17 protein-coding genes, 4 pseudogenes and 1 CRISPR repeat array are annotated in these 14,726 nt (G+C 70.2%); of the genes and pseudogenes, 16 read left to right on the top strand and 5 right to left on the bottom strand.

Translation table 11 applies throughout. The features are described 5' to 3' along the window. Positions 1-130 precede the first annotated feature (130 nt). From IE265_RS34750 to IE265_RS38810, 7 genes and pseudogenes are all read left to right on the top strand, one after another. Complete coding sequence (locus IE265_RS34750; protein WP_229916889.1) at positions 131-1,102, top strand: D-alanine--D-alanine ligase family protein; 972 nt, start codon at positions 131-133, stop codon at positions 1,100-1,102. A 15-nt stretch (positions 1,103-1,117) separates the two neighbouring features. Continuing rightward, positions 1,118-1,738, top strand: a complete 621-nt coding sequence (locus tag IE265_RS34745; RefSeq protein WP_190039754.1) for a C39 family peptidase — start codon at positions 1,118-1,120, stop codon at positions 1,736-1,738. Further along, positions 1,731-2,093, top strand: coding sequence for a glutamate ligase domain-containing protein (locus tag IE265_RS34740; RefSeq protein ID WP_308434845.1), 363 nt, complete (start codon positions 1,731-1,733; stop codon positions 2,091-2,093). The genes IE265_RS34745 and IE265_RS34740 overlap by 8 nt, the downstream gene beginning before the upstream one ends. A gap of 271 nt (positions 2,094-2,364) precedes the next feature. Further along, entirely contained in the window at positions 2,365-2,514 is a 150-nt protein-coding gene (locus IE265_RS34735) for a hypothetical protein (protein ID WP_190039753.1), read from the top strand. Between the two features lie 580 nt (positions 2,515-3,094). Continuing rightward, on the top strand, positions 3,095-3,367 hold the full coding sequence (locus IE265_RS34730) for a hypothetical protein (RefSeq protein ID WP_190039752.1): 273 nt from the start codon (positions 3,095-3,097) through the stop codon (positions 3,365-3,367). A gap of 85 nt (positions 3,368-3,452) precedes the next feature. Beyond that, positions 3,453-4,067 carry a DUF998 domain-containing protein gene (locus IE265_RS34725; protein WP_190039751.1) on the top strand — a complete coding sequence of 205 codons (615 nt, stop codon included), beginning with the start codon at positions 3,453-3,455 and terminating at the stop codon, positions 4,065-4,067. Between the two features lie 68 nt (positions 4,068-4,135). Beyond that, a pseudogene (locus tag IE265_RS38810) lies at positions 4,136-4,437 on the top strand (transposase family protein); the annotation flags it as partial. A gap of 94 nt (positions 4,438-4,531) precedes the next feature. Here the strand turns inward: IE265_RS38810 and IE265_RS34720 are convergent. The 3 genes from IE265_RS34720 to IE265_RS34710 all read right to left on the bottom strand — a co-directional run bounded on the left by IE265_RS34720 (position 4,532) and on the right by IE265_RS34710 (position 6,304). Then, complete coding sequence (locus tag IE265_RS34720) at positions 4,532-5,473, bottom strand: ATP-dependent DNA ligase (protein ID WP_229916888.1); 942 nt, start codon at positions 5,471-5,473, stop codon at positions 4,532-4,534. 121 nt (positions 5,474-5,594) lie between these two features. Continuing rightward, on the bottom strand, positions 5,595-5,810 hold the full coding sequence (locus IE265_RS34715) for a hypothetical protein (protein WP_190039749.1): 216 nt from the start codon (positions 5,808-5,810) through the stop codon (positions 5,595-5,597). Further along, on the bottom strand, positions 5,810-6,304 hold the full coding sequence (locus tag IE265_RS34710) for a DUF6233 domain-containing protein (RefSeq protein WP_229916887.1): 495 nt from the start codon (positions 6,302-6,304) through the stop codon (positions 5,810-5,812). The genes IE265_RS34715 and IE265_RS34710 overlap by 1 nt, the downstream gene beginning before the upstream one ends. 128 nt (positions 6,305-6,432) lie before the next feature. Between IE265_RS34710 and IE265_RS34705 the strand changes: the two genes are divergently transcribed. The 5 genes and pseudogenes from IE265_RS34705 to IE265_RS38805 all read left to right on the top strand — a co-directional run bounded on the left by IE265_RS34705 (position 6,433) and on the right by IE265_RS38805 (position 8,790). After that, positions 6,433-7,401 carry a DNA polymerase Y family protein gene (locus IE265_RS34705; protein WP_229916896.1) on the top strand — a complete coding sequence of 323 codons (969 nt, stop codon included), beginning with the start codon at positions 6,433-6,435 and terminating at the stop codon, positions 7,399-7,401. Between the two features lie 17 nt (positions 7,402-7,418). Next, entirely contained in the window at positions 7,419-7,625 is a 207-nt protein-coding gene (locus IE265_RS34700; protein WP_190039780.1) for a hypothetical protein, read from the top strand. Further along, positions 7,592-7,759, top strand: a pseudogene (locus IE265_RS34695) (tRNA (adenosine(37)-N6)-threonylcarbamoyltransferase complex transferase subunit TsaD); the annotation flags it as partial. The gene IE265_RS34700 and the pseudogene IE265_RS34695, both read left to right, overlap by 34 nt. Continuing rightward, positions 7,759-8,324, top strand: a pseudogene (locus IE265_RS34690) (GNAT family N-acetyltransferase). The pseudogenes IE265_RS34695 and IE265_RS34690, both read left to right, overlap by 1 nt. Then, complete coding sequence (locus IE265_RS38805; RefSeq protein WP_229916886.1) at positions 8,266-8,790, top strand: NUDIX domain-containing protein; 525 nt, start codon at positions 8,266-8,268, stop codon at positions 8,788-8,790. Before IE265_RS34690 ends, IE265_RS38805 begins: the two are co-directional and overlap by 59 nt. Before the next feature lie 78 nt (positions 8,791-8,868). On the opposite strand, the gene IE265_RS34680 is transcribed toward IE265_RS38805, so the two are convergent. Further along, positions 8,869-9,864, bottom strand: coding sequence for an alpha/beta fold hydrolase (locus IE265_RS34680; RefSeq protein WP_190039747.1), 996 nt, complete (start codon positions 9,862-9,864; stop codon positions 8,869-8,871). Positions 9,865-10,766: 902 nt separating this feature from the next. On the opposite strand from IE265_RS34680, the gene IE265_RS38800 reads away from it, so the two are divergent. From IE265_RS38800 to IE265_RS34660, 4 genes and pseudogenes are all read left to right on the top strand, one after another. After that, positions 10,767-11,504 carry a hypothetical protein gene (locus IE265_RS38800; RefSeq protein WP_229916885.1) on the top strand — a complete coding sequence of 246 codons (738 nt, stop codon included), beginning with the start codon at positions 10,767-10,769 and terminating at the stop codon, positions 11,502-11,504. A gap of 4 nt (positions 11,505-11,508) precedes the next feature. Beyond that, a complete protein-coding gene (locus IE265_RS34670) occupies positions 11,509-12,174 on the top strand; it encodes a dTMP kinase (protein WP_190039746.1) in 666 nt (221 codons plus the stop codon). Next, positions 12,171-12,500: pseudogene (locus IE265_RS39040) on the top strand (isocitrate lyase/phosphoenolpyruvate mutase family protein); the annotation flags it as partial. The gene IE265_RS34670 and the pseudogene IE265_RS39040, both read left to right, overlap by 4 nt. Then, positions 12,487-12,762 (top strand): LexA family protein, encoded by a 276-nt coding sequence (locus IE265_RS34660; protein WP_308434843.1) that lies wholly within the window; start codon positions 12,487-12,489, stop codon positions 12,760-12,762. The pseudogene IE265_RS39040 and the gene IE265_RS34660, both read left to right, overlap by 14 nt. A 499-nt stretch (positions 12,763-13,261) precedes the next feature. Then, positions 13,262-13,656: a CRISPR direct-repeat array (repeat unit 29 nt; unit sequence CTGCTCCCCGCACCCGCGGGGATGGTCCC). Positions 13,657-13,763: 107 nt separating this feature from the next. On the opposite strand, the gene IE265_RS34655 is transcribed toward IE265_RS34660, so the two are convergent. After that, positions 13,764-14,660 (bottom strand): replication-relaxation family protein, encoded by an 897-nt coding sequence (locus IE265_RS34655; RefSeq protein WP_190039744.1) that lies wholly within the window; start codon positions 14,658-14,660, stop codon positions 13,764-13,766. Between the last annotated feature and the right edge of the window lie 66 nt (positions 14,661-14,726).

Raw genomic sequence — 14,726 nt, 5'->3', positions numbered from 1 at the left:
GCCCGGAGCCCGAGCGACTGCCACGCATCAGACCACCCGTCAGTTCAGGCCCTGCACGGCGACCGACCACGACCAAGAAGCAGCTGCCGCGCAGAGCGACGCCCCGCCACTCATCCCACAGGAGAGCCGCGTGACAACACCAACGCTGCCAGACATCGCCGCCTTACGGATCGGCGTTCTCTACGGAGGACACTCTCCCGAACGGCCCGGATCACTCATCTCCGGCGAACACGCCGCCAAGGCCCTGGCCGGAGCGGGCCTGACCACCGAACTCATCGACCTCGCCATCACACCCGCCTCCGTCCTGCGCGACCGCATCGACGTCGCCCTCCTCGGCCTGCACGGCCTGGGGGGAGAGGACGGGAAGATACAGGGCGCACTGGAAACCGCCGGCATCCCCTACACCGGCTCCGGTGTCCTCGCATCGGCCCTGGGCATGCACAAACCCACCTTCAAGAAGCTGATCACCCAAGCGCGCATCGACACCCCGACGTGGACCGTGATCGATCCGAACGTGTCGGTCGACGCCATGCTGTCCGTGGTGCGGTACTCCATCGGCTTTCCCGTGTTCGTCAAACCCTCCTCCGGCGGCGGCAGCCTCGCCGCCGGCATCGCGCACAACGAGGCAGAGCTGCGCCCGATGATCGAAGCAGCCGGCTCCGGTGCGTACGCGGAGTACCTGGTGGAGGAGTACGTGCCCGGCATCCCATGCACCGTCGGCCTGATCGAGGTGGACGGACGGCTGCTGGCCCTGCCCGTCCACGACGTGCAGACGCCGAACGACTTCTACGACTACGCCGCCAAGCACGACCCAGCCCAGCGCACCGAGCACTGCCCGTCGATCCTCCCGGCCCCTCTCACACAGAGCATGACGCACACCGCGCTGGCCGTCTTCAACCTGCTCGGCGCGCACGGAGTGCTCCGCGTCGACTTCCTGGCGAGCGCCCGGGGCCGCACCACGGTCCTGGAGGTCAACACCCTGCCCGGCCTGTCCGAACACGGAAACCTGGCCACGATGGCCCGCGCCGGCGGCATCCCGTACCCCCAGCTGATGCAACACGTCGTCAGGACCGCGTTCACCAAGGCCGGATACCTGCCGTAGAAGAGACTGGAGCGCATGAGCACCGCGTCGATCACCCACCCCGTGCCGTACTACTCGCAATGGGAGTCCGCTGCCCTTGTACCGCAGTTCATCACCGGCCGGCGCCAAGCGGCGGACGATCCGCTGTGGCAGAAGTCCGGCGCCGACACTCCGCAGGAGTACGCGTTCTGGGCTCCGCGGATGTGCGGGGTGGCCTGTCTGCGGATGGCACTGGACTTCTGGCGGCACCCTGTCCCGCCGTCGGTCCCGCTCGTCAAGGATCTCTGCGAGGCCGGGGCGTACGTGCGGGACGGGGACACCGTACGAGGTCTGATTTACCACCCGTTCGCCACCTACGTGCGGGCGCGGTGGGGACTGCACGCTCAGGCCGTCCCCGACCTGCCCGCCGGCGACGTCCGTGACGCCGTCGCGGCCGGTCGGCTGGTGTTGCTGTCCGTCCACAAGTCGATCCGGACGCCCGAGACGGACCCGCCCGGCAGGGGCGGGCACCTGGTGCTCGCCGTTGGTGTCAGTGAGGAGACGGTGGTGCTGAACAATCCTTCGGGTCTTCCCGGGCGTTCGCAGAAGGCCGCGGAGGTGACGTGGGATCGTCTCGGCGCTTTTTACGCGGGGCGGGGAGTGATCCTGGGTGAGTGATGACGGGATCGGTGAGAAGGAGCCGGGCACCCGGCGGATCGCTGTGCTCGGCGAGATGCTGGAGCTGGGCGACACCGCGGCGCAAGCGCACTGGGACATCGGCCAGGAGACGGGCAGACTCGGCGTGGACATCGTGATCGCTGTCGGCGGCGTCCTGGCCAAGCAACTCGCCCTCGGTGCGGCCGACGCCGGCGTCGACACCGCCATCGTGGGCGACAACGAAACCGCCACCACGCTCCTGGAGAAGCTCCTGCAGCCCGGCGACGTCGTCATCATCAAGGGCTCACGGGGCGGCATGCGATGGCAGATCGCCCAAGCGCTCACCGGCCAGCCCATCACCGGCATCCTCAGCTGACGGCACACCCAAAACCGGCCCCGCTCACCCGCCACCCCCGAGGCGGATGGGCGGGGTCTCTCCTTCCGCCCGCCACCAACAAGCCGAGCGACATAAGGCACCATTCGAGGTTGCCTGGCCCGCTGCGGCTGCGTACCGGCGTCCGGCGTCCGGGGCCCGGCAGGGCGGTCGGGCGGGGAGGGGGCAGCTGGGCTGCGCGGTCGGCATGATGAAGACCTGCGGCAGATTGACGCGCAGCGGCAGGGAGGCGATGAAGCCTACCGTCTGAGCGATGTCCTCGGGCTGGAGCCATGCCGTGGTCTCCTTCGACGCCTCCAGCCAGGCGTTGGCGCCGGCGTCCGTGACGTGGGACTGCAGTTCGGTGCCCGCGATTCCGGGCTCGATCGCTGAGACCCGTACCAGGCCGACCCGCTCCGGCTGACCGTTGAGCAGGCGACGGCGATGGTGTCCAGGTGGGAGGGGGTCGTTGCAGGCAATCCGGAGCCGTTCGGCGGGCTGACGGTGGTGCGTGCAGGCCTGGCCCGCAGCCCCTGCTGCTGGCCTGATAGCGGGCCACCTGCCGCCTCCACCTCTCAGGTTGGACCCGATCCACGTGGTGCAGGCGCTGTCCGTGTTCGAGACGCAGCCCACCGACGACGGCCGGCTGCTTGTGGGCAGCATGGCGTCGTCCACTGTCGCTCCCGGACGCTGCGGCTGCCCGGCGGGACGATCGAACCGCCTCAAGAGAGCGGCACACCCTCTGAAGATCGGGGAGTTGCGTCGGCATGCCGTGCGGAAGCTGATCGAAGGAGCCGGCCGCAGTTGGGCGACGCTGAAAATGCCGACGGGCGCGACACTGAGTGCGCCGACGAGTGAAAGCCTGATCGCCCTGCTGGGGTGGTCCCGGCAGGGCGATCGTCGGCGAGGTGTCGCTTGGGTCGGCAAGGTGCCGGACAGTGACGCCGGCAGGGTGTCAAGATCGTGCCAGCGTTGACCAGCAGAGCAAGGGAGTTGGATTCCGCATGGCACGGTGGATAGTGCTTGTTAGTCCTGTGGGAGGGATCGCCGCTGAGGCGTCGAGCGTTCGCACTCTGGCCGAGTTTGAAGGCAGTGCGGAGGAGGCGATGGCGGAGTTCGCAACGAGGGTGAACTCCTATGACCGTGACGTCACGAAGGTCACCCGGCGGGAGGTGTTCAGGTGCTCGGACCGGTCCTATTTTGTTCGGGTCAACGGGCGTCTCTCTCAGTTCGAGTACTTCTTCCAGCTTGCCGAGCTGGTGGCCGACACGAAGTAGGGCTGCGGCCGGGGGCCTCGTTGCTCAGCCCGCGACCAGGCCAAACAGCCCCGTTGACGCGCCCCTCTTGTCAACATAAGTTGACATGATGGGTGATGAAACGCTGCTTGCCTGCGGGATGGCCGCTGGTCCGCTCTTCACCGCCGCGTACCTACTCGAAGGCGCCAGCCGTGTGGACTACGAACTCTTCCGCCATCCCGTCAGTTCGCTCGCCCTTGGCCCCGCCGGATGGACACAGACCGTCAACTTCCTCTTCACGGGCTTGCTGTCGCTGCTCTTCGCCGTGGGCCTGTGGCGCGCTGGGCCGTCCCACGGGGGTGCACTGCTGATCGGCGTATGGGCGATCGGCCTGCTGGGCGCAGGCGCCTTCCGCACGGATCCGGTGAGCGGATACCCAGCCGGCACCCCCGATCAACTTCAGCACCCCACCCGCGCCGGGACTCTGCACGACCTGTTCTCCCTCATCGCATTCCTCGCCCTTGCCGCAGCCTGCTTCGTCTTCGCCCTGCCCAACTCGCCGGGATGGACCCTCTACTCGATCGCCAGCGGCGTGCTCTTCACCACCACGATGGCGCTCGCCAGTGCCGCGTTCAGCCAGCACCAACGCTGGGTGGACCGGGGCGGACTGATCCAGCGCGTCGCACTCACGATCGGCTGCACCTGGCAGACGCTGCTCGCCGTGCGCATTCTGCACACCTGACGGGCACCTCATACCGCTGCTCACGGCACAGACGATCTCTCCAAGGCTGGTGCGACACAGCATCGGAGCTGTCTTGGACAGGCCCCTTCGCCGGGCTGAGCCTGCAGCGCTTCACCACGTTGGTGAGCGCGCTGCGGCGCCAGGCCGGTAGAGGTTGGCCGTGGAGCCTTCGCCTGGAGGACCGAGTCCTGCCCGGGAAGGCCTACTGGCGCTCAAACGTGACGATGCGGCAGCTCACTCCGCTGTTCCGCATCTCAAAGCCCGCAGCAGACCGCGCCATCGACCACCTCCGCCCCAGGCTCGCACTCCGGCACGCCTGCGCTACCTCAAGGACGCCGTACTCGTCGTGGACGGTGTACCCAGCCGGGACCCACGCCGTTGCACCTGTGGCGGGCTGCTACGGCCTGGGGCAGCGTCAACGGGTGCGGGACAAGCGCGGTGAACATCTCTGGTGACGTATCGGGTCAGAGGGCTGGGTCGACTTCGGATGGAGGCAGGTCGGTCCTGACGCGGTGCCAGCGGGCCGGGTGCCGCCACCGGCCGGCCCTGTCCCGAGCGACGTCGACGCCGACCTCTACCACCAGTTCGGGCCGGATCAGCGTGACGGTGAGCGCCTCGCGGGTGCTCCACCCCGCGGAGAACGACCAGCCCGTCCATGGATGACCGGGGCCCGCGGCGGTGAGGAGCCCGGCGAGGGCTCGGTCGGCATCGTGGGGCAGGGTGGTGGTGCGGCCGGCGTACTGCAGATGTCCGGTCGTGTCGTATCTGCCGAGCAGGAGGGTACGCGGAGCGGCCGGCGTGCCGGTGATGGCGCCGACGATGGCCTCGGTCGTCTCGCGGGGTTTGTACTTCAGCCACCCCCTTGCTCCGGGCCGGTAGGTGTCGTCGAGCCGCTTGAAGACGATCCCCTCCATGCCGACCGTCGTCCAGGTGAGCCACTCGGTCACGACGGTCTGGTCGGTGGTCGACGGACACAGCGCCCAGGGCGTTGTCGGTCGGCGGGTGGTGAAGAGGGACTCGAGCGCTGAGCGGCGGCGCCGGTACGGCCACCGGGTGATGTCCGTGCCCGACAGGCGCAGGAGATCGAAGGCGACGAAGTGCGCCGGCCACTCGCCTGCGGCCCGGGCCGCGGCGGCGCCGCGCCGTGGCAGGCGCTGCTGGAGCCGCTCGAAGGCCAGCCGGTCTCCTTCCCACACGATGAGTTCGCCGTCGACCGCGGTCCTGTCGGGCAGCTGGGCGGCGCTGTCCACGATCTCCGGGAACGCCTCCGTCATCTGCGTGCCGCGCCGCGAGCGGAGCTCCACCCTGCCGGTGTCGAGGGAGAGCTGGGCCCGGTATCCGTCCCACTTCGGCTCTGCGGCCCACCCCGGCCGCAGAACCGGCTGGGGGATAGGGGTGGTCAGCATGGGTGGCGGCATGGTCCAGGTCACCCGCCATGCCTTCCACGTCAGGCAGTTTTGTCGGCCGGTGCCCACCCGAACGCGCGCCGTCTGTCCCGGGGCGTCCGGGCGGTGCCGGGCCTGCGGGTCAGACCGCCGGTGTCCGGGTGCCGGTGAAGCGGACGGTGTTTCCCCAGTTGGCCTGGGCGGTGGCCATGCACCAGTGGCACAGGGGCAGGCCGCCGTGGCCGTATTTGTGGGTGTGGCGGTGGCAGCCGGAGCAGGGGCCGACCTGGCTGGTGGAGCAGGTGAAGGTGGACGGGTCCGGTTCGCTGAGCGGCGGCGGGGGAGGAGCGCTGGTCATCAGGGGTGTCCTGTCGGGGATGGTCGTGAAGGGAACCGCGGGCGAGGCCGTGGAGGGCCGGGGTGCCGGTCCGTGCTGCGCGGGGGAGAGGGCTGGGCGCATAGCCGGTCGAGGTGTCGCGGGCGAGGCCGACGGGGGCGGGATGGGCACTTCGGTAAGTCGACGATGTCCAGTGCGGTGTCCGGGCGGCAGTGGCTGCAGGCGCGCAGGCCCGATGCGAGCAGCGTGCGGGCTTCGTCGCGGGTGATGGCGCGGCGGCGCCTGCCCGCGATGTGGCAGTCACCCGTGTGGACCTCGCTGGGCGGGCGGCCGCTGCCGATGCCGAGCTCGACGATCCACTGCGGTGGTTCGGGCCGGCGCCGGCGGCCGCGTTCCTGCTCGGCCTCCCGGGCCTGGATGGCGGCGATCTTGTCGTCGATGCGCTGCAGCCACAGGGTGTGCCAGACCCGCAGGGTGTGCAGTCGCCCCAGGTCAGGTGGCAGGTCGTCGAACATGTTCCATCCCGGTTTTGGTTGCCGCGGAGTCGCACCTCTCGCGTGTTCGAATTCTAGTTCGATATTGTGGGTGGGGAGAGGCGGTGGGTGCCATGGCGGCAGGAATCGAAACGAGGGGGCCGAGCGTGATGCATGTGCGCTGCCCCGACCGGCTGCCCGAGGACCGCTACCGGGAGGTCCTCGAACTGCTCGCGGACCTCTCACCGGTCGTCCAGGCACTGCCGCCGGCCGCGGCGCTGGTGGAACTGAAGGGCGCCCTGCGCTTCCACGGCACGGACGCCCGGCGCCTGGGGGAGGTGCTGCGGGTGCGGACCCTGACCCGCCTCGGCATCGACGTACGCGTCGGGATCGGGCCGACCGTCACCGTCGCGGCTACCGCCTGCGCACAGATCGCCGGTACCGGCGGCGTTCTGGCCATCGATGCCGGCCAGGTCACCGACTGGCTCCACCCACTGCCCGTCGAGGCCCTGCATGGCATCGGCCCCCGCCAGGCCGCGGTACTGCGCGACTACGGCGTGCACTCGGTGGGCCTGCTGGCCGCGATCCCGCCGGCCACCGTGCAGCGCCTGCTCGGCGGCCGGGCAGGCCGACTCGCCACCGACCGCGCCCGGGGCATCGACCCCCGCCCGGTCACCCCGAAAGCCCTGCCGGCCTCCGCGACCGTGCGGCACGCCTTCGCCCGGCACACCCTGGACGGCACCACGGTCCGCGCGACCCTGCTCGATCTGGTGGTGCAACTCGGCCGGCTCTTGCGGAGCCGGGGCCAGGTGGCCCGCGGCCTCACCCTGGCCCTGCGGTTTGCCGGCGGCACGTCCTGGGAGAAGACCCGGCGCCTGCCCGAGCCCTCCGCACACGACGAGGACCTGCGCACCCTGGCCTACCGGCTCATCGACGCCGCGGGCCTGCAACGCGGCCGCCTGACCGGACTCGCCCTCACCGGCCACGACCTGGTCGGCGCCGACCAGATCGCCGAGCAGATCAGCCTCGACCAGGCCCGCGAAGACCGCCTGAGCGCCGAAGCCGTCAGCGACCGCATCCGCGCCAAGTTCGGCCCCACCGCCATCGGCCCAGCCGCCACCCTCCTCAACACCGCCTAATGCAGAGGCGAGCGTTGATGCTGCGACCACCCGGCCTGCTGCGCCCGGATCTGCTGCCCCATTGGCCCTACGCCGAGGCCGTCGACCAGGCCCTGGCCGATGCGGGCATCGCGCCGGGCACGGTCCGCATCGGGCACGCCGGCCGAGAGCACGGTGAAGCGATGTACCTGCTACTGGGCTGGGACATGAGCCGCACGCGTTGTGCACGGACAACGGGGCGATGATCGCGGCTGTCGGAGACCTGCTGATGCGTTCCGGCACCGAACCCGTACCCCTCGATGTGTCCATCGACCCGTTCGCGCCCCTGGAGTACGCCTCCCTGCCCCCGCTCGCCACCCCCGCGGCCCGGGCCGCGTGATGGGACCGGCCGTCCGCATCGTCCCGCGCCTGCTGCCCTACCGCGACGGGATCCGGAACGTGTACGCCGACGCCTTCGGTGCCCCGCCCTGGAACGAGGAACCCGCACGCGCGGACTCCTACCTGGACCGACCGGGAACCGATGAACTGGGCCCGGGTTCGTCGCAGCCGTCGCGCTGCGGGAGCACACCGTCCTCGGCTGGGCCACGGCCTGGACCACACCCCAGCCCTTCCCGATGGAACGCTGCTATCCGCAGATCGCGGCCGCACTCGGCGAGCAACGCACCAGGGACTGGCTGTGCGGCGCCCGGGAAGTCGACGAACTGGCGGTCGCCACCAGCGCCCGCAGCACCGGCCTCGGTGCCCGCCTGCTGCGTGCAGTGACCGAGGACCGCGCGGACGGCCGCTGCTGGCTGCTCACCTCGGTCGGCGCCACCGACACCCTGCGCTTCTACGCACGCACCAGCTGGACCGCAGTCACCCACCCCACACCGTCGGGAGCGAACCTTGCGGCGTTCCTCGGACCCCGACACTCTGCCCGCGCCCTCGCCCCCCGCCCTCTGTGACCACCGAACCCGTCGAGCACTCGCACACCCGCACCGCCGACATCCGCTGGCGCCCCCGCGGTGTCCTGACCGCCCTGCCCTGAGATCGTCCCAGCGCACGCGCTCGCCACGCTCCAGGCCCTGCGATCTGCTGCTGCGCTACGACGAGAACGGCGGCTTCTGGGCGACGCCCGGGGGCTCACTGGAGGACGGGGAGGACCACTCCACGGCGACGCTCCGCGAGCTGAGCGAAGAACTCGGTATCGACGAGAAGGCGGTCGAGTTGGGGGCGCAGCTCGCGGAGCGCAGCAAGGACCACCTCGTCGGTGGCCGGGAGGTCCGCCAGGTGGAGAAGTACTTCCTCACCCGAGTCTGCGCCGCCGACGTTGACCCGGCCCGGGCATCACGGCCCGACAACAGGAACGCTCGGCGGTGCTCCGCCGGGCCCCCGCAGCCGGCGGTTGGCTGCGGTTGCGCGCTGCAGTGATGCAAGATCCGAGGTTGCCGCCCAGGCCCCGTAGACCTCGGCCGGGTGGGTGGCGATTTTGCCGAAGTGCGTCCGCCGTCAGGAACGAGAGCCGCGGCGGGAACGGGTCACGAGGAGCATTCCGCTGCCGAGGGCGAGCGCGGCGGCCCCGCCGAGAACGGCGGCTTGGCGGCCGCTGCCGGTGTGGGCGAGGCTGGGCCTCGAGCCGTGCGCCGCCTGAAGGATCAGCTCCGTGACCGCGTCCGAGTTGGTCTCCATCACGTCGTGCGGGGCGTCGACTTCGACCGTGGTCGAGCCGGCCCGCTTGGCCATGAAGCGCAGGTTCTCGGTGCCGATCGTGCGGTCGTCATCTGCCACGAGGTACCACGACGGGATCGTTTTCCACGCGACCGCTTCGGTCGGCTGAACGTTCGTGGTCGCGTTGAGGGGACGCTGGGCGGCGGCGAGGACAGCGGCGCGAGCCGCGTCGACCCGGTTGCTGAGGAAGACGTTGTTGAACTTCTCCGGCTTGAGGTACAGGTCGACGTCCGTGGGGCCACCCCCGAGGGGCACGGCGCTCAGCGCCGTCGGGAGCGGGGCGTTGGGGTCGTCGGTGAGCTGACTTCCGGGGAACTTCGCGGCGAGCTCGCCGGTGGTCTCGCCCTTGTCCGGGGCGAAACCCGCGATGTATACGAGGGACTTGACGTTCGGGTTGCCCGCGGCCGCGTTGGTGATCACCGCGCCGCCATAGGAGTGACCGACCAGAATCACGGGGCCGTTGATCGTCTTCAGTCGGGCGGCGAGGTAGGCGGAGTCGCCGGACAGGCTGCGCAGCGGGTTGGCGGTGGCGATGACCGGATAGCCCTGCGCCTGGAGACTGCTGATGACCTCGCTCCAGCCCGAGGCGTCGGCCCAGGCACCGTGCACAAGCACGACGGTCGGCTTCGCGCTCCCGTGCAAGGCGGGGGAGTCTCCCGCGTCGCGTGCCGCAGCGGGGCCGGCGGATATCGCGGATATGAGGGTGACAGCGGGAAGAACCGCGGCCAGCGGCAGGAGTCCTCGGGTACGGGCGATGTTGCGGCGGACAGAATTCATCGGTCACTCTCCCTCGACAGCACTGACTGCTACCGACCCTGCCTCGGGCTCGCTTGGCCAGCAGTGCGGGAGAGCCGGACAGGTGACGGCCGCGCCCTCCCGCAACCGGAGCCGCCCGGCGCGGGGGCGGCAGCAGGGCTCGCACCTGCGGTGGGGAGGACGTGCGCTGCGCTTCTGCGATGCTCCGGATCTGCGGATTACCCCGCGTTGGAGGAGAGGACCCGAGGATCGTGCGCGCGACGCGGTACAGGATCGGAACACCCCCGCGTCGGCGGGAGGCCTCATGTCGGATCAGCTCCTTGCCCAGCTGCGGAACATCCCGAGTTGATCATGGTGGTGAGTGACGGGACTTGAACCCGCAGTGCCCTCGCGTTGGCGGAGAAGGCGACACTGGCGAGTTCCGCTGCGGTATGCGCCTTGGAACATCCTCGCGGCGGCGGGGCGACTGCCCGGGTCACGGCGACGTACGCCAGCCGCGCGGAACACCCCCGCGTCGGCAGGGAGGACTCGTCGACCTCGACGAACTGCTGGAGCAGATCAGTGCGCGGGCCTGACAAGCCCCTGCCCGGTGGCCGGATGACCCCGCGCCCGGCCACCGGGCAGGCCCCACCGTCCCCCGTGGCGGTCGAGCCGGAGATGCCCGCAGCGGGACGAGGTCGCCCGGCCGCCGTCGACGCGAGGCGTCCGGTCGGGCCAACTTCTGCATGGCGTACGGCAGTTCGAGCAGGCTGGCGCCTCGGTGACACCCTTCTGCGAGATCTAGAGCCAGAGTCGTTTGCCCTATTTCGACCTTTAGGTGCCAGGGTTGCGCGCGGCCGTGCGCCGTGATCGCGGCCGCTGTGCCGCGTCCGGTCCTGACGAATCCAGAAAGGGCGTCCTCAACGCCCGAGAAAGGAGCCCGTGTGACCCTCTCCCCACCCGGCCCGAACCTGTGCGCGTCCTGGGAGACGCTCGCCGACGGCCTGCAGGTCCAGCGCCTGGCCCTGCACCTGCCGCAGCTGCGCGAGCAACTCCTCGCACCGCCCGGCGGCATCGCCTTGTTCGCGCAGACCCCGCCGAGCGCGCTGACCGCGCGCCCCGACCCGCTCGCCGAACCGCCGGCCGAGGCCGTCATCGACCAGGCCGGCCTTCAGCACTGGCTGCACATGCCGGCCGCATACGGAACGACCGACGCTGGGACGAACCCCTTGGCCGCGAGCGCCGACCAGGTCGCCGACACCCTGCTCGAGGGTGTCACCGATCGGGTCGTCCGTGCTGCGGTGGCCGCCGTGTGCACGGCGTCGGCCTGGTGGACAGGCGCGTTCGCTGTCATCCGTCACCTCGGCGTCCACCACACCTCCCTCCAGCCCGTCGATACCGCGATCACGCTGAAGACGCTGCAGAGCGCGACGAGCATCGTGGCCCTCGGCACAGCCCAGCGGGTCCTTTCCGAGCAGCTGCGCACTGCTGCGGCGGACGAAGCCGTACGCATGGCCTACTGCCGCGCGATCACCGAGAGCATCGTCGCCGAGAGCCGGCTCCCCGGGCTGCTGGAGGAGCTGGGCGAGCTGCGGCTGGTCGACCTGGTATCGACGTCGATCCCGTGGCGTGGCCGCTTCACGAAGTACGCCGGGGGCACCGGCGCCGGACAGGTGGAGTAACCCGATGGACCGATACCCCTTCATTGCCGTCGAGGGCCTGGATGGCACCGGCAAGACCACCCTGCGCAAGGGCCTGTTCCGCCTCTTCGAGGGCCTGTTCCGCGTCACGCCGCTCGCCGTGCTCACCACCAACTTTCTCGACGCGGCGGTCGCGCCGGACCTGGTGGAGGGCAAGTACCAGCCCACCGAGGAGAACCGGGACCGCTACCTGGCGGCGCTCGCGGCGGACAAGCAGGCCACCGCCGGCCGACTGATCGCTCCTAGCCTGCCGGCCCGCCCGGTCATCGCGGACCGCTGGCTGTTGTCCGAGCTGGCCTTCTTCGCGGTCAAGCACGACCGCGCCCCGAAAGAGACGTACGCCCGCCTCACCGAGCAGCTCCACCTGGTGCCCGACCTCACGCTTGTCCTGGACATCACACCGGAGACCGCGATGGAACGGGCTGCCGACCGCTCGGGGGACGCCACCCGCCCCGACTGGGATGTGCTGGACGTTCAGACCCGGGTCCGAGAGGTCTACCAGTCCGTGGCCGACACGCCTGGCGCGTTCCCCGCCCTAGGAAAGATCGTCCGGATCAATGCCGCGCAGGACCGCGCCACCGTCCTGCACACCGCCTGGCAAGCCCTGGCCCATCACGGCCTACTGCCCGACCGTGAAGGAGCCGCGTCGTGACCACGCGCACCGAGGCCGACATAGCCCCGCTCATCACTCGGCTCACCGCCGCAGCGGGTGCCCGCCGCCCGCTGCGGGCGATCAGCGCCGCGAGCGCAGTGGCCGCCAAGGTCGCCATGGAGACCGGCTTTGACGCCCTGTGGGTCTCCGGCCTGGAGGTCTCCACGGCCCTGGGGCTGCCGGACGAGAACGTGCTGGGACCGCGTGACCTGGCCGACACCGTTCTCGCCCTCACCCGGACGACGGCGCTGCCGGTGAGCATGGACATCGACAACGCCGGCGGCACCCCCGCCACGGCCCGCCGGTACGCCGGTGACCTCACACGCGCGCACTGCAGCAAGGTGCGCGGTGAACCGGCGTCCTGCGCACCTGACCGAGCGCGAGGAGCAGATCCTGGCCTGCATTCGACGGTCGATAGCGGAGCGTGGAGAGGGTCCGACCATGACGGAGATCGGTGCCGCGGTCGGGCTGCGCAGCAAGGGCACGGTCGCCTACCACCTGCGTAACCTCGAAGTGCGCGGCGCACTCGTACGGGACGGGTCCGGCTGGCGCACCTGCCGCCTGACCACGTGCCCCCCACCGAGCTGACAGCGACCACGACCTGACGGTCTTCCTGAATCACGCGGGCATCCAGGATCCCGACAATCCTGGACGACCGCGGCTGGATCGGGTGGCGCGGCCGCCGCGCCCACCAGTGGAACGCCACCCGAGCAGAAGCGTCCGCTCGACAGACGCCGACGGCGGGAACAACCGGAAAGCACAGCCTGCAAGCTGGCCGATTCTGAAGTGATGCAGGAACCGGTTGGCGGATCAAGGCGACGCCCTGACGATCGAGCGTCCGTCAGCAACTCCCCACCTGTCATGGAAGATTCCTACCGGCAAACCAGCACTCAGCAGGCCAAAACAAGCGAACACGCCAAGCCGCAGCCGATCTGAGCGCTTCACTCGCAATCCCTCCAGGGGTAGCGTGATCCCCACATCACCGAGCACCCCCACGGAACCTGCGCCTTCTATGTCCTATTTGCCGGAGTCGATGAAAGTGTGCAAAACCTCGCCTCAGGCGAAGTAAGCCCGCAGGTCGCACAGTCTGCTCCCCGCACCCGCGGGGATGGTCCCACCGAGCGCCGCCGCGTGCTGGGGCGGGCCGCCTGCTCCCCGCACCCGCGGGGATGGTCCCTCGTCAAGCAGCAGCGGGCGGCCCGCCGGTGACTGCTCCCCGCACCCGCGGGGATGGTCCCGACGTCGCCTCGTTCCGCACCGGCTACGGCACCTGCTCCCCGCACCCGCGGGGATGGTCCCGGCGACCCCAGGGCGCTCACGGGCGGACGCTGCTGCTCCCCGCACCCGCGGGGATGGTCCCTCGACGGTCAGGATGTCCGCGCCGGTCTGGCACTGCTCCCCGCACCCGCGGGGATGGTCCCCACCCCGGGACGGCGGCACAGCCGTTTCTCCGCTGCTCCCCGCACCCGCGGGGATGGTCACTCGCGTGTGTGCCTTGGTGGCGTTTCGGTAGGGGTCCGTGGGAAGAGGCCGTGGATGTGCGGCGGCACGAGGTCGTGTCGTGTCTGTTCAGGTGCACGGCGGGGTTGCTACAGGTCTGCCCATGTGCGGGGTTCGCCGCCGGTGAGTGGCACCCATGGTGGTGTGGCGGGGTCGTGGTTTTCGATGTCTTCCAGTACGGCGGCTGCGAGTCGGACTTCGCGGGCGAGGGCTGCCACGAGCGGATGTTGGGCGACCATCGCCTGCAGGTCCCGGATTCGGTGGTCGAGTCTGGCTCGGGTGGCGCCGGTGAGGACGAAGAGCACGCGGGGGAAGACCGGATACCAGCGGAGCCAGACCGGGCCGGTGGATGCGGGCTTGCGGCGGCCGACGGGTTGGGCCTCGTAGTGGAACAGTCGGGCGTACTCGATCAGCTTCACGGCGAGGCGTTCGCTGCTCATGGTGGTGCGGTCGACTTCGATGAACGCTCGGAGTTTTCGCTGGTGTTCGCCGGTGGTGACGGTGTAGTGCATGACGGCGTCGGCTACGAGCCGTTGTCCTTCTCCCAGGGGGTGGGAGATCTCGGGGGTCCAGTCCCAGGGGCCGTGTTCGTGTCCCAGTCGTTGGGCGTCGGCGGCGAAGGCCAGGTGGGTGCGCACGACGGTGAGTGTGTGCGGGGTTTTCAGTGAAGCGGCCGTTGTGGAGTTGATCGGATGGGGAGGACGGCCCCGCAGTGCGGGGAAGTCCCGCGTGAGGCGGGCTCCCTCGATCGTGAGGTACCAGGCGCGGGTGCGGTTGGACTGGGGGAGCACTGTGTAGTCGACAAGTTCCTCGTGCTGCAGTCTGTTCAGCGGGGTGGAGATGGTTTGGCGGGCGGCGTTGGGGCGCAGCATGTCGCGGAGTTGGCTGGTGGTGGCGATTCGGTGCTGGGCGAGCGCGGCCAGGAGCTGATGGGGCAGCGGCTCGGCGGGCCGGGGAGTGAACGACGCCGTGGGGGTGGTGGTCACTTGTATCTCCCAGCTCGGTACGGGTCATAGCCGACCTTGAGGAGACCCGCTGGCCCAGACCCGACC

This window comes from Streptomyces fructofermentans (assembly GCF_014651055.1).
GTDB classification, from domain to species: Bacteria; Actinomycetota; Actinomycetes; order Streptomycetales; family Streptomycetaceae; genus Streptomyces; species Streptomyces fructofermentans.
This window is presented reverse-complemented; position numbering and strand designations above follow the sequence as displayed.

Excerpts from the sequence above, each read along its gene's own strand:
- IE265_RS34745 (WP_190039754.1), top strand. The coding sequence starts at position 1,118 with ATGAGCACCGCGTCGATCACCCACCCCGTGCCGTACTACTCGCAATGG.
- IE265_RS34735 (WP_190039753.1), top strand. The coding sequence starts at position 2,365 with ATGTCCTCGGGCTGGAGCCATGCCGTGGTCTCCTTCGACGCCTCCAGC.
- IE265_RS34730 (WP_190039752.1), top strand. The coding sequence starts at position 3,095 with ATGGCACGGTGGATAGTGCTTGTTAGTCCTGTGGGAGGGATCGCCGCT.
- IE265_RS34725 (WP_190039751.1), top strand. The coding sequence starts at position 3,453 with ATGATGGGTGATGAAACGCTGCTTGCCTGCGGGATGGCCGCTGGTCCG.
- IE265_RS34720 (WP_229916888.1), bottom strand. The coding sequence starts at position 5,473 with ATGCTGACCACCCCTATCCCCCAGCCGGTTCTGCGGCCGGGGTGGGCC.
- IE265_RS34715 (WP_190039749.1), bottom strand. The coding sequence starts at position 5,810 with ATGACCAGCGCTCCTCCCCCGCCGCCGCTCAGCGAACCGGACCCGTCC.
- IE265_RS34710 (WP_229916887.1), bottom strand. The coding sequence starts at position 6,304 with ATGTTCGACGACCTGCCACCTGACCTGGGGCGACTGCACACCCTGCGG.
- IE265_RS34705 (WP_229916896.1), top strand. The coding sequence starts at position 6,433 with ATGCATGTGCGCTGCCCCGACCGGCTGCCCGAGGACCGCTACCGGGAG.
- IE265_RS34700 (WP_190039780.1), top strand. The coding sequence starts at position 7,419 with ATGCTGCGACCACCCGGCCTGCTGCGCCCGGATCTGCTGCCCCATTGG.
- IE265_RS34680 (WP_190039747.1), bottom strand. The coding sequence starts at position 9,864 with ATGAATTCTGTCCGCCGCAACATCGCCCGTACCCGAGGACTCCTGCCG.
- IE265_RS34670 (WP_190039746.1), top strand. The coding sequence starts at position 11,509 with ATGGACCGATACCCCTTCATTGCCGTCGAGGGCCTGGATGGCACCGGC.